Consider the following 13333-nt stretch of genomic DNA (forward strand, 5'->3'; position numbering starts at 1 on the left):
GAACATTAACTGCTCGATTGCCGAAAGCCTCGAGCGTTTCCGCCCTGTGCTCGCCGCGGCTGCCGCCGACGGCATTCCGGTGCGAGGCTATGTCTCCTGCATCACCGACTGCTCTTACGAAGGACCGATACAGCCGGCTGCCGCTGTGAAGGTTGTGACCGAACTCCTTGATATGGGCTGCTATGAGATTTCGCTGGGCGACACCACGGGCCAAGGAACGCCCGCAACCATCGCGGCCATGCTCGATGCTGTGTTGGAAGCGGTGCCGGCCGGGAGACTTGCTGGACATTATCATGACACTGGGGGCCGCGCCCTCGATAACATTCTGGTAAGCTTGGAGAAGGGCCTACGCACCTTTGACGCTGCGGTTGGCGGACTTGGCGGCTGCCCCTTCGCCGTGGGAGCAAACGGCAATGTCGATACCCTCGCCGTCGCGGCAATGCTAGCGGGCCGGGGCTATGAGACCTGCCTCGACATGGAGCGATTGGAGGAGGTGGCCCGCTTCGCGGGCAGCCTTAGAGAGGAGCGGCCATGATCTTCGACACTATCTGCATCATGACCGACGAGATCGGCGTCGCTACGTTGACCCTCGTCCGCCCGGACAAGCACAACGCTATGTCGGGACAGATGATCGCCGAACTTGCGGGCGCCGCCGAACTGCTCGCCAATGACGACAATGTGCGAGCGGTGGTGCTGACGGGCGAAGGCGACAGCTTCTGTGCGGGCGCCGATCTCGCCTGGATGCGGGCGCAGGCCTCCGCCGCGCGTGACGAGCGAATCGCCGAGGCCATGAAGCTGGCGCTGGCTCTTCGCGCGCTCAACGAATTACCCAAACCCCTGATCGGCCGCATCAACGGCCAGGCATTCGGTGGCGGTCTCGGCCTGATGAGCGTCTGCGACGTTGCGGTGGCCGTCGACACCGCTAGGTTCGGTTTCACCGAGGTCCGGTTAGGACTCATCCCTGCTACGATTTCTCCTTATGTTCTGGCTCGGATGGGAGAAGGCCGGGCGCGGCGGGTCTTCATGTCAGGCAGGATAATCGACGCCAAATGAAGCCCGCGACCTCGGACTGGTTTCCCGGGTCGTGCCGCCGATCGACTTGGAGGCGGCGGTCGAGGCTGAGGTCCGGCCCTATCTCTCGGCCTCGCCGCGGGCGGTCGCCGCCGCCAAGGCGCTTGTGCGCCGACTTGGGTCGGAAATCGACGACGCAGTGATCGGCGAGACGGTCGCTCTGCTGGCCGATGTATGGGAAACGACCGACGCCGCTGACGGAATCGCGGCCTTCTCCGATCGCCGCAGACCGCGTTGGCAGGCGTGAGGCCGGCCGGGAGCCGTTCGTTGGTCGTCGCTCCAAGTAGATTTGTGCCTAAATGAACTCCCTCAGGGAACGCATTCTGAGCGCTGAATGAGGATGGATCTCGTCGTACAACTCGACCATGGAACGCCCGCAGATCGATGTTGATCGCGAACTTCTTTATCCATGGCATCCCTGGGCTGACCGGCAGGTCTTTCTCCATGCGGTCGATCAAGAAGGGTGACCTGGCGGTGTTCCGCTGCACCCTTTCTGGCCCACCGGTGGCTGGAAATACCGGGGTGGTTATTCGATCGGAGGGTCACCGCGAACAGCCGCATGACGACTGCTCCGCTTGTCAACTTGCCGCGATAGGCGCCCGGCGATCCTCCTCCGGGGCTGCTGTCCCATCTCAATCGCCGGAGAATGGCGCAGCATTGGACTCCGACGGTTCGAGCCGGAAGACAGGCGGCAGTTCTCCCATGTGAAGCGTCCGGCCAGATGTGTTCAAGCTGCGCGTCACGTACCAAGTCCGCGCTTGCTGCCGCTGCTGTGCTGACCACGTGCCATTTTCCCGTCGCGACAGCAACGCATTCCAGTCGCTGACTCAAAGGCGAAAACGCGCATCTGACAGATGCCTTGCGCTCAGGTAAGACAGGTCGCGGTCGCGGTCCTACCCAGGCTTTTCACCACCCTGAGTTCATCTGAAAACCAGATGATCACAATACACAAACTGAATTTGACCTAGCCCTCCTGGAAGCTGAACATCGGCCAACAAAAAACGCAATTTGGGAAACGTTCAGATGCACAGCGTTGAGTCCTTCCGTGATTTGCAGCGCGAAGCAACGGAGTGGCGACGCTACCTCCATGAAAATCCAGAGCTCGACTATCGGGAACACAACACAGCGAAGTTCGTGATCGATAAACTGGCATCGTTCGGGATCAATCATATCGAAACGGGGATAGCTGAGACCGGCATCGTCGCACTTATTCAGGGGCAAGGGGGAGATGGACCGACGATCGGATTGAGAGCGGACATGGATGCCCTGCCAATCGTTGAGGCGTCAGGCAAATCCTGGTCCTCGAAAAACCCAGGCATAATGCATGCATGCGGCCACGACGGTCATACAGCTATGTTGCTGGGTGCTGCGAAACATCTTGCGAGTACGCGCAACTTCAGGGGATCCGTCGCCTTAATCTTTCAGCCGGCAGAAGAAGTAGAATTTCCGACGGGAGCTCAAAGGATGGTCCAGGAAGGCATTATGGACCGTTTCGACATATCCCAGGTTTTCGGCATGCATAACTTGCCAGGCATGGAAATTGGCAAATTCGCCATCTGCGATGGTCCTATCATGGGCTCGCAGGACGACTTCGACATTGTTGTGAAGGGCAGGGGCGGCCATGCGGCTTACCCACATAGAACTATCGATCCCGTCACCATAGCAGCACAGATTATCGTCGGCCTACAAATCTTAATCTCTCGCAAAACCGACCCCATGGAGTCTCTGGTGATTTCCGTCACCAAGCTGAAGGCCGCACAGGCTTACAACATCATTCCCGATCAAGTTGAAATTGCCGGAACGGTCAGAACTCTCGTGCCAGCCCTGCGAGACTTCGCCGAACAAGAGATTGCGGCAGCCGCACAGGGCATTGCGCGCGGCTTCGGCGCGGATATCGAATTCAAATACCGTCGCTCCGTTCCGGTCACTGTCAACTGCACGGAGGAAACTACTTTAGCGGCTAAGGCGGCACGCGACCTAGTCGGGCCTGCATCGGTGAATCATAAGATGAAGCCACGTATAGGTGCGGAGGACTTTGCCTATATGCTTGAGAAGCGGCCAGGTAGTTTTATCTTCCTTGGGAATGGACCTACCGCTCTTCTGCATCACCCCGCCTATGACTTCAATGACGAAGCCTTGCCTTATGGGATAGGCTATTGGGTAAATGTGGTCGAGACAGTGTTGCCTATGTGAGCTCGACTGTCCCCACCAGTTTGCGTGCGAACTCGTATTCAGAAGAAAAGTCATGAGTATAAAAATACCTCACGCTCCTACGCGCTGAGGACCGACCGCTTCTGAAAACTACTCCGTTTGCTACATCAGATAGTTTCGTTGGTTACGGTTGCCTGAGCCAGCGGACAGCCAGCGTGACGGCCGCAGATATCACTATCAACAACGAAGCGGCGGGGATCTTATGGATCGCCAATGCGCTAACTTCTGGAGCGTGTTGTAGGCGCTGCCAGAGCGGAATAGGAGAGACTGAATGAAAGTTCTCGTCCCGGTGAAGCGGGTTGTGGATGCGAACGTCAAGGTTCGCGTGAAGGCTGATGGTTCGGCGGTGGAGCTGGCCAACGTCAAGATGGCGATGAATCCCTTTGACGAAATCGCGGTGGAAGAAGCAATCCGGCTGAAGGAAGCCGGCAAGGCCGAAGAAATCATCGTCGTCTCGATCGGCCCGCAGCAGGCGCAGGAAACACTGCGCACCGCGCTCGCCATGGGCGCCGACCGCGCCATCCTGGTCAAGACCGACGAACAGACCGAGCCGCTCGGCGTCGCCAAGGTGCTGAAAGGCGTCGTCGACGCCGAGCAGCCCGGCCTCGTCATTCTCGGCAAGCAGGCGATCGACGACGACTCCAACCAGACCGGCCAGATGCTGGCGGCACTGCTTGGCTGGGCGCAGGGCACCTTCGCTTCCAAGATCGTGCTCGACGGCGACAAGGCCAAGGTGACGCGCGAAGTCGACGGCGGCCTGCAGACCGTGGAACTGAAGATGCCGGTGATCGTCACCGCCGACCTTCGCCTCAACCAGCCGCGCTATGCCTCGTTGCCCAACATCATGAAGGCCAAGAAGAAGCAGCTCGACGAGAAGACCCCGGCCGACTACGGCGCCGACGTCAAGCCGCGGCTGAAGGTCATCAAGACCGAGGAGCCGAGCGGCCGCAAGGCAGGCGTCAAGGTCAAGAGCGTCACTGAGCTGGTCGACAAGCTCAAGAACGAAGCCGGCGTGTTGTAAGCGATCGGGAAAGGAACAGAAAAATGGCTATTCTCCTCATCGCAGAACACGACAACGCAACGCTTTCCGACCAGACCGCCAAGGCGCTGTCGGCGGCGCTGCAGATCGGCTCGGACGTGCATGTGCTGGTTGCCGGCAAAGGCGCCAAGCCGGCAGCCGACGCTGCCGCCAAGCTGAAGGGCGTGAGCAAGGTGTTGCTGGCCGAGGCCGACGAACTTGCCGAGCGCCTGGCCGAGCCGACGGCAGCACTGGTCGTGTCGTTGGCAGGCGCTTACGACACCATCATCGCGCCGGCGACCTCGTCGGGCAAGAATGTCGCGCCGCGCGTCGCAGCGCTGCTCGATGTCGCGCAGGTGTCCGAGATCATCGAAGTCGTATCGCCCGACACCTTCAAGCGGCCGATCTATGCCGGCAACGCCATCCAGACGGTGCAGTCGAGCGACGCCAAGAAGGTGATCACGGTGCGCACGGCCTCGTTCCAGGCAGCCCCCGAGGGCGGCTCGGCGGCGGTCGAGACCGTCAAGGCCGCGGCCAATCCCGGCCTGTCCACCTTCGTCGAGAACAAGCTTTCCGAGACCGACCGTCCGGAGCTGACCTCGGCCAAGATCATCATCTCGGGTGGTCGTGCGCTGGGTTCGGCGGAGAAGTTCCAGGAGGTCATCCTGCCGGTCGCCGACAAGCTCGGTGCCGCCGTCGGCGCCTCCCGCGCCGCGGTCGATGCCGGCTATGCGCCGAACGACTGGCAGGTCGGCCAGACCGGCAAGGTGGTTGCCCCCGATCTTTACATCGCGGTCGGCATCTCCGGCGCCATCCAGCATCTCGCCGGCATGAAGGATTCGAAGGTCATCGTCGCAATCAACAAGGACGAGGAGGCGCCGATTTTCCAGGTTGCCGACTACGGCCTCGTCGGCGATCTCTTCGTCATTCTGCCGGAGCTGCAAAAGGCGCTTTGACGCTTTCTGCCAAAGCGTATTAAATGGTGAGGGTGGGGTAGACGAAGTCGCCCCGCCCTTTTAGTTTGCACCGCACAAAAAGCAGGCCGCAAAGGCCTTTTGACGGGATCGGTGTAATGAGCAAGATCGAGACGATCGGCATCATCGGCGCGGGCCAGATGGGCGGCGGCATCGCCCATGTCTCCGCGCTTTCGGGCTACAAGGTGCTGATCTACGATATTTCGCCCGACCGCATCGAGAAAGGCATCGCCACAATCAGCGGCAACATGGCCCGCCAGGTGGGGTCCGGCAAGCTCGACGAGAAGGTGCGCAACGACGCGATGGGCCGCATTTCGGCCGCGCCCGCGATGGCCGATCTTGCCGGCGCGGATCTGGTGATCGAGGCGGCGACAGAGGACGAGACGGTCAAGCGCAAGATCTACGCCCAGCTTTGTCCGCAGCTCAATCCCGAAGCCATCCTGGCGACCAACACCTCGTCGATCTCGATCACGCGGCTTGCCGCGCAGACCGACCGGCCTGAGCGGTTCATCGGCATACATTTCATGAACCCGGTGCCGCTGATGAAGCTGGTCGAGCTGGTGCGCGGCATCGCCACCGAGGACCAGACCTTCGAGGCTGCCAAGACCTATGTGAAGCAGCTCGACAAGACGATCACGGTCTCGGAGGATTTTCCGGCCTTCATCGTCAACCGCATCCTGTTGCCGATGATCAACGAGGCGATCTACACGCTCTATGAGGGTGTCGGCTCGGTCGACGCCATCGACACCGCCATGCGGCTCGGCGCCAACCATCCGATGGGGCCGCTGCAGTTGGCCGATTTCATCGGGCTCGATACCTGCCTGTCGATCATGCAGGTGCTGCATGACGGCCTGTCGGACTCGAAGTATCGCCCTTGCCCGCTGCTGGTGAAATATGTCGAGGCCGGCTGGCTCGGCCGCAAGACCGGGCGCGGCTTCTACGACTATCGTGGCGAGCATCCCGTTCCGACGCGCTGAGCGCATCGTCGACGCAAATCAGGGACAAGCCTTCGGATCGGCGGTTGACAGGCTCGATCAGGAGGCCGCCGCCAGCGGCTCTGTCCGGCCCTCCACGATCCGTGCGTCGGACGCCACGGAGACACAGCCGCGGCCGGCCGCCTTGGCCGCATAGCAGGCCGCATCGGCTCTCGCGATGATCTCGTCGACCTCGCCGCAATTGGCATTGATCGCAGCCAGTCCGATGCTGGCGCCGATCACGTGAAGACGGCCGTCCCAGGTGAAGTCCAGCCCGCCGATCGCATCGATGATGGAGCGTGCCGCGATCTTGGCGCCGGCTGCCGAACCCGATTTCAGAATGACCGCGAATTCGTCGCCGCCGAGGCGAGCGACGATATCGTCTGGACCAAGCACGCCGCGAATCGCCTCGGCAACCCGCTTCAGCAGCGCGTCTCCCGCCGCGTGTCCGCCGGTGTCGTTGACCAGTTTGAAGTGGTCGAGATCGATGAACATGAACTGATGTCCGGCGCCTCCGACCGACTTCGTCGTGTCGGCGGTGCCATCCTTGCGCGCCTGGCCGACCAGGTCTTCCATGGCGCGGATGAAGCTCGAGCGGTTGGCAAGGCCGGTCAGCGCATCGTGTGCCGCGGCATGCGCCAGCTGGCGCTGCAGCGCGCGCGCATCGGTAAAGTCCTGGAAGACGATGACCAGCCCGCAGAATTCGTTCCGTTCGTTGATGATCGGCGACACCACCTGGCGGATGCTGCAGCGCGTGTCGTCGCGCCGGATCAGGACGGCGCGGCTGTTCTGGTCGGCGGGCGCATGAACGCCAACTGCGGGCCGGGTGACGCCGATCCTGTGCCCCGTCTCCTCGTCGACCGCCCAGTAGACATGGCCAAGCATCTTGCCGAGAGCCTCGCCGCCGGCAATCCCGGTCAGCTTTTCGGCGACCGGGTTCATGAAGGTGATACCGTTTGCGGCGTCGGTGCAGATGACGGCATCGCCGATCGATTGCAGCGTCACCCTCAACCGCTCCTTTTCGTCGGCAAGCATTGCCGCTGACACAGTAAGGCGCTCTTCGGCCTCCTTGCGGCGGGTGATGTCGGTCAGGCTGCCGATGGCCCTGATCAGCCGTCCATTCTCGTCGCGTTCGATGGCCTTGCCGCGGTCGAGTATCCACATCCAGTGGCCATCCTTGTGGCGCATCCTGAACTCGGCCTCAAAGAACGGTGTCTTGCCCTCGAGATGAGCGCGATCCGCTTCGGCGACAGTCTCGCGATCGTCGGGATGAATCATCGTCAGCCAGCGATCGGTGTCGCCATCGAGCTCGCCATCCGCATAGCCCAGCATCTTGACCCAGGTCGAGGAATAGGTCGTGCCCCCCTTGCGCATGTCGAGGTCCCAGACGCCTTGGCCGGCACCAGCCAGAGCAAAATTCCAACGCGTCTCCGCCTCGGCAATGCGCGCCTCGGCCTGCTTGCGCGCGTCGATGTTCTCGATTTGCGAAACGAGATAGAGCGGGCGGCCGCTGGTCTCATCGCGAATGACCGAACCGGCAAGATGAGCCCAGACGGGCGTTCCGTCCTTCCTGAGATAACGCTTCTCGAAGTGGAAGGAATTGACCGTGCCCGCCTTCAGATCGTCCATCGTCTCCCGCCCGATCAGCAGATCGTCGGGATGCGTGATCTGGAAGAAAGTCAGCGCCTCGATCTCTTCGCTTGTGTAGCCAAGCATGGCGGCGAAGGCCGGATTGGTTTGGCGGATGCGACCGTCGAGACCGACAACCACGATGCCGATCGCCGAATCCTCCATGGCGCGGCGGAAGCGCAGCTCGCTCTCGGCGATCTGCTGGCGATCCCTGCTGATCCTGCGGATAGACAGGGCGGCGAGGAACAGCGCGCCCGCCGCCACCGCCACCGCGATCTGCAGGCAGAGCCTCAACGCTTCGGTGCCGAAATCCAGGCTCGACAGCAGGATCGAGGTCGCCAGCACGCCCAGGCCGGCGACGAGCAACGCCAGCCCTGCATGCCCAAGAGATTTTCGGCTGGTCAATCCTCGCCACATCACGATACGTGCCACCCCCGTGCGCAAACGCATGTTCTCGCATCAACCTTGGCGGATCGATTTTAAGGAAAGGTTGCGTCCGGCATGCCGGCGTGGTCGCTAACCGGCAAACAATTGCCGGCATGATTAAGGATCGGTGCACGGGTCCGCGATCGTTACGAAACGCTACCAGCGTATGAAAAACCGTCCGCCGAGCGCACCGAGCAATGCGAGCGCTGCGATCGCTGCCGTGTACCAGGTGGCGACGAAAAGCGGCGAGTCGTCGAAGCAGTGCGCGGCATAGAAGGTTGCCGCCAGCCCGCCGGCGAGCAGACCCGCCACCGCACCGGCAAGCACCGGCCGTGTCGGCGCGCCATAGCGCAGCATCCACAGGAAGATGGCAAGCGGGCCAATACCGATCAGCGGGATGAAGCCCATGCAGAGCATCATGTTGGAGCCGACCATCCGTGTACCCCACAGCGCCTCCGGCACCATGAAAAGCTCAAGAAGCACCGCCACGGCGACCAGCACGGGCGCCGCGGCCATCCAGGCCATTGCCCGGCCCGTCGAGGCGCCCGGCGTCGACAAGGCGCGGATCAGGGCGAAGGCGCTGACGGCCAGCACGATGGTGAAGACGAATTTGGAGAGGAAGCGCATCGTGTGAGCGGCCGCCATGAAGTCCGGGCGCGGGCCGATGGTCAGCAGGAATACGACGGCCGCGATCACCGCCCCCGCACCGGCGGCCAGCCACCAGGCCGATAGCAGCGGGATTGCCTTGCTGCTTGCGTCGGCGTCCAGCGCCTTGATGAGATCATCCGTCCTCATGTCATTCCCGCCCGAACCGCCCCTGCCCGAATCGCTTGGCTATCGCAGCAAGTCCGCGATGCAGCGACACACGCACCGCCGTCTCGCTGATGCCGAACTTCGCCGCCGTCTCACCGATGGACCGCCCTTCCACCGACACGGCCGAGACCACGGAGCGCTGTGCCGGCGACAGGCTGTCCAATGCCCGGTTGATATCTCGCTCGCTGACGGTCTCGGTTTCCGGCTCGGCGAACGTCTCGGCGATATCGTCAACATCGATCTCGATGCGCCGTCCTCGCCGCCGGAACGCATCGATCACCTTGAAGCGGGCGATCGCGTAGATCCACGGCAACACCGGCGCATCCTGACGCCAGGTATGTCGTTTTACATGAATAGCCAGCAAGGTTTCCTGCACGACATCCTCGGGATCGACCCCGCCCTGCACGATCTTGCGCCTGGCAAAACCGCGAACCAGCGCGGCAATCCGGTGCAGAAAGTCGGCGTAAGCCCTTTCATCTCCCGCGATCGCGGCCCGCATCAGCCGGGAAAGTTCGGCCTCGTCCTTGCCGCTCACAAGAGTTCACTCCCCCGAATTTCGCGTCTCGGCGCTGATTTGTTACGTGGCCGGCGAAATAATGTCCAAGCCAAACTATCGGCAAATCACGAAAGATTGCGGCACACCGCGCGCCGATCGCCAGAGCGATATTGCCCCGCGCTCTTGTTCGAGAACTCAAGGCTTGGCGCCGAACATGGCGTCCCGGAAAGACCTGAAGCCCTTTCGAACGGTCAGCTTCATCCGTCTGCGACGGTACTTGTTTCTCAGGCGGCCCAAGATCTGGAAATGTGTCTCATCGATAACCGGAGTGGATAGGGGATCGTTAGCATATGGCAGTTGTGCCAAGGCATCTGCATGCATGTTGGCGTAAGGCAACGAATCGTATCTGTCGAAGGGTGTGGGCGGGTCGTTCAATACAGTGGGATTGGTGTTGATCTCGAAAACCTGGATACGACCATCGACAATGGTGTAGTCGATCCTGCCATATGAGATCCCCGCCTTCTCGAAAATCGGCATCAGCTCTACCGCATGCGGATTGTCGCGCACAAACTCGGTATGCTCGACCCGATGTTGCCCCGACATACCGCCTCCCTGTACCTTTATGAACCACTCCTTGCTGGCGAAGCAGTGTTGCGCATAACTGCGCTCGCCGATCCGATATGCCGAGTATTTTCGGTAGCTGCCATCGGCACCAGCCTTTGCTCCAAACTCCACCACTATGGGGCGAACAAAATTCATCGTACCCAGGTTCGAGAGCGCCTCGCCGAGTTCCGCCGGCGATTGCAACAGCGGCGGCACTTTATAAGCGGCGCCCGTCTCGTCACGCAGAAAGACAGGGAAACGCATTCCCGCCGGCAGACTTTCGGGTCTGTATACATTGAAATCATTGATGCCGTCCGCGAACAGCATACGCAATAGATCGAAACGCTGAAGGCTTTTTCGGGGATGGTTGAGTTGAAACAGATCAGGCTGCTGCGACTTCATCCGCTGGCTGAGATTGGAGCATGCTTCAATCTCTGCTTCGCTCAGTCGGTCCAAATCCGTCCAAAGAACGGTGCCTCTGGAAATCTCAAGCAGATGCTCCCGTTCGTCATAGGGGACAAAGCGCACAGAACCCTGCAAATCTGTTCGAAAATAGAGTAGCAGGCTTGCCAGGGTATAGGCATGCAAGCGATGGCAAACATAGAAGATCATGAGACAACCCGCCCCTACTCATGCACTCATCAACAGCTGGTATCAGAAAATTATCGATTCGATATCGCAATTACGAGCCGCCTTTCGACGATGAAGATGATCGTATTTCAACAGCTTATGGCAGACGACGTTCCGGGCATGGCCGCGATGGAGGCCGCGGCCTGGGGACGACTCGGTGCCAGCGAAAAAACAATTCACCACCGGCTTTCGCTCGGGCATACAATGATCCTGGCCATGGTTGAGAACCTTGTTGCCGGCGCGATCTGCTTCGTGGAAACCAGCCAAGATCCGCACGATACGGGAAGGTTCCCCAAGACCTTCTCCGCCTACTCTTCGCTTGCCAGGAGCCGACCTGCACGGTCACTCTACGTGTACAATCTTGGTGTGCGACCCGAATTCCGCGGCACCGACATGGCACGCCGCCTGTTGTCGCAAATGTCTGACTATGGACGGCAGGTCGGTGCGCGTTGGTTGGTCGGCGACGGACGTTGCCCGTCCTACGCGGGAGCACAGGACGAGTTGCCCGACAAGGTTCGGCCGGATCCGGAATTTCGTCGGACCATCGACGATTGGCATCGGACCGGTGTCATGCCTTCGGTGGAATCCATAACGAGGGATCCGCTACTGCGGTTCTATAACCGTGTTCTCCGGTGCGAATTTCTACATCTCGCGTCCGATTTTCTACCTGAAGACATGAGTTCCGGCGGATTTCGCGTTATCTTTGCTGTCGATCTTGCCCGATGACAGATCAGGCTGATCTATTTGACCCCATCGCCCATGGCAGCGATGCGTTTCCCGAATTCGCCCGTCGTCGGAGTTCAGGAGGCGCCAGTTGGGGCAAACCTCCTTATCCCGAGGTCGGTGAAGCCTTCTACGTGTTCAGCCATGCGCTTGTTTCCCAGGCCTTGAAACACCCGCTGTTGCTGCAGGCACCGCCGGGCGCCTATCAGGAGGTCAGGCAAAAGATCAGCGCCAATCCGGCCCTGGACCTGTTGACCCGTTCCATGCTGCTGTCCGACCCGCCACGGCACATGCGCCTGCGCCGCCCATTGGCTGGTTCGCTAAGCTTTTCCTCCAGCAACGGGCTATTCGACCGGCTTGCGGCCAAAGCGTCGGAACTTACGCAGGCAGCTGTACAAAAACCGGAGTTCGACGCGGTTCGTGATATAGGCCTGCCGCTATCGTTTTCAGCCCTGGAACAGATCCTTGGTATTGACATGGACGATCCCTGGCGGATTGGCGCCGACGCACAGCTTATGGCCAACGCCCTGGAAATAAGGGCCGGCGGCGTAGACGAAGACGCAAACGATGCCTGCCGCCGGTTGGAGGCATGGGTATCCAGCGTGATAGAACACGGTACTGTGCGCCCAAACGGTATTTCAGCTCAGATGCTTGCCGAAGTCGAGGCTGGCCGCTGGCTGAGAGACGATGCCGTTGCAAACATCGTATTCCTGCTCTTTGCCGGGCAGGCGACAGTCGTCGATACCTTCGGCAATGCGCTGGTCGCGCTTGCACGCTTCCCAGAACAGCTTTCGCTGCTTGAAGATGGGAAAGTCAGTTGGTTTTCAGCAGCCGAAGAGCTGCTCCGTTTTTGCGCTCCAGTTCACTATGCCGGAGCGCGCATCGCCGCGGAAGATATGCAATTTGGTGGCGCAACCATAAAAGCCGGGCAGGCCGTCGTACCCGTGCTGGCGAGCGCCAATCGAGACATTTCTGTTTTTCCGGCGGGCGACCGGTTGGATTTGGGTTCCGGCATTTCGTCGGCCCTTGCCTTTGGCACCGGACTGCATGCCTGTCTGGGTCAACACGTCGCCCGGTTAGAAATAGCTGTACTGCTGGAGGCCTTGTTCACGCAGGCCAAAGGCTGGTGCTTGGACCTTCCCAGGGTCGTCAGGCGGCATTCGGTGCTTTTCCACGGTCTGCAAGCCGCCCCATTCATCCGGCCCGCGGATCAACCATCGGTTTGAATTCGGCACGCCATTCGGGTCCCTTCATCACTTGGAATTGTGAGCCCGATATCAAGCGTTTGTGCTTCAGCGACCGATTGAAGCAGATCACCAATGTTGACTAAGCCTGTCAGGTATCGGTAGGTGAGCCGGTGCCAACCCGAACTTTAGGACAATGTCATGAAATATGCTCTTTCCACCCTCGCCGGCGCCACGGCGCTGGCAATCATGCTGATCGCCAGCCCATCGATGGCCGAGGATGCCGGCATCATTGTCTATAACGCCCAGCACGAAAGCCTGACCAAGGCGTGGGCCGAAGGCTTCACCAAGGAAACGGGCATCAAGGTCACGGTGCGCAATGGCGGCGACAGCGACTTCTCCAATCAGATCGTCGCCGAGGGCACTGCTTCACCCGCAGACGTGTTCCTGACGGAAAACTCACCGGCCATGGCGCTGGTCGAGAGCGCCGGCCTGTTCGCGCCGGTCGATGCCGACACGTTGGCACAGGTTCCGCAGGATTATCAACCGGCCAGCGGCAAATGGGTCGGCGTCGCCGCCAT

The 13333-nt window shown here is 60.7% G+C and carries 11 protein-coding genes and 2 pseudogenes; 9 read left to right on the forward strand and 4 right to left on the reverse strand.

The window, feature by feature from the left end; translation table 11 throughout:
• From EN984_RS05560 to EN984_RS05585, 6 genes and pseudogenes are all read left to right on the forward strand, one after another.
• Nucleotides 1-535, forward strand: a pseudogene (locus EN984_RS05560) (hydroxymethylglutaryl-CoA lyase); the annotation flags it as partial.
• A pseudogene (locus tag EN984_RS05565) lies at nucleotides 532-1318 on the forward strand (crotonase/enoyl-CoA hydratase family protein). The pseudogenes EN984_RS05560 and EN984_RS05565, both read left to right, overlap by 4 nt.
• 776 nt (nucleotides 1319-2094) lie before the next feature.
• A complete protein-coding gene (locus tag EN984_RS05570; RefSeq protein WP_127270769.1) occupies nucleotides 2095-3264 on the forward strand; it encodes a M20 aminoacylase family protein in 1170 nt (389 codons plus the stop codon).
• Between the two features lie 289 nt (nucleotides 3265-3553).
• The gene (locus EN984_RS05575; RefSeq protein WP_127383658.1) at nucleotides 3554-4303 is read left to right on the forward strand and encodes an electron transfer flavoprotein subunit beta/FixA family protein; all 750 of its coding nucleotides are present in this window, start codon (nucleotides 3554-3556) and stop codon (nucleotides 4301-4303) included.
• A 23-nt stretch (nucleotides 4304-4326) separates the two neighbouring features.
• Nucleotides 4327-5256: an electron transfer flavoprotein subunit alpha/FixB family protein gene (locus EN984_RS05580; protein WP_127273233.1), complete on the forward strand. Its 930-nt coding sequence runs from the start codon at nucleotides 4327-4329 to the stop codon at nucleotides 5254-5256.
• A 116-nt stretch (nucleotides 5257-5372) separates the two neighbouring features.
• Nucleotides 5373-6251: a 3-hydroxybutyryl-CoA dehydrogenase gene (locus EN984_RS05585; RefSeq protein ID WP_013529423.1), complete on the forward strand. Its 879-nt coding sequence runs from the start codon at nucleotides 5373-5375 to the stop codon at nucleotides 6249-6251.
• A gap of 57 nt (nucleotides 6252-6308) precedes the next feature.
• Here the strand turns inward: EN984_RS05585 and EN984_RS05590 are convergent, their stop codons facing one another.
• From EN984_RS05590 to EN984_RS05605, 4 genes are all read right to left on the reverse strand, one after another.
• Nucleotides 6309-8327, reverse strand: coding sequence for a PAS domain S-box protein (locus EN984_RS05590; protein WP_127271199.1), 2019 nt, complete (start codon nucleotides 8325-8327; stop codon nucleotides 6309-6311).
• 132 nt (nucleotides 8328-8459) lie between these two features.
• Entirely contained in the window at nucleotides 8460-9098 is a 639-nt protein-coding gene (locus EN984_RS05595; RefSeq protein WP_127271201.1) for an NrsF family protein, read from the reverse strand.
• A 1-nt stretch (nucleotide 9099) separates the two neighbouring features.
• Nucleotides 9100-9651 carry a sigma-70 family RNA polymerase sigma factor gene (locus tag EN984_RS05600; protein ID WP_127271203.1) on the reverse strand — a complete coding sequence of 184 codons (552 nt, stop codon included), beginning with the start codon at nucleotides 9649-9651 and terminating at the stop codon, nucleotides 9100-9102.
• Between the two features lie 156 nt (nucleotides 9652-9807).
• Nucleotides 9808-10827 (reverse strand): hypothetical protein, encoded by a 1020-nt coding sequence (locus tag EN984_RS05605; protein ID WP_127271205.1) that lies wholly within the window; start codon nucleotides 10825-10827, stop codon nucleotides 9808-9810.
• 90 nt (nucleotides 10828-10917) lie between these two features.
• Between EN984_RS05605 and EN984_RS05610 the strand changes: the two genes are divergently transcribed.
• From EN984_RS05610 to EN984_RS05620, 3 genes are all read left to right on the forward strand, one after another.
• A complete protein-coding gene (locus EN984_RS05610; RefSeq protein WP_127271207.1) occupies nucleotides 10918-11571 on the forward strand; it encodes an N-acetyltransferase in 654 nt (217 codons plus the stop codon).
• Nucleotides 11568-12794, forward strand: coding sequence for a cytochrome P450 (locus EN984_RS05615; protein ID WP_127271208.1), 1227 nt, complete (start codon nucleotides 11568-11570; stop codon nucleotides 12792-12794). Before EN984_RS05610 ends, EN984_RS05615 begins: the two co-directional genes overlap by 4 nt.
• A 159-nt stretch (nucleotides 12795-12953) precedes the next feature.
• Nucleotides 12954-13333 (forward strand): extracellular solute-binding protein (locus EN984_RS05620; RefSeq protein WP_127383659.1); only part of this gene is annotated, 380 nt, incomplete at its 3' end.

Source organism: Mesorhizobium sp. M7A.F.Ca.CA.004.12.1.1 (genome assembly GCF_003997835.1).
Taxonomy (GTDB): Bacteria; Pseudomonadota; Alphaproteobacteria; order Rhizobiales; family Rhizobiaceae; genus Mesorhizobium.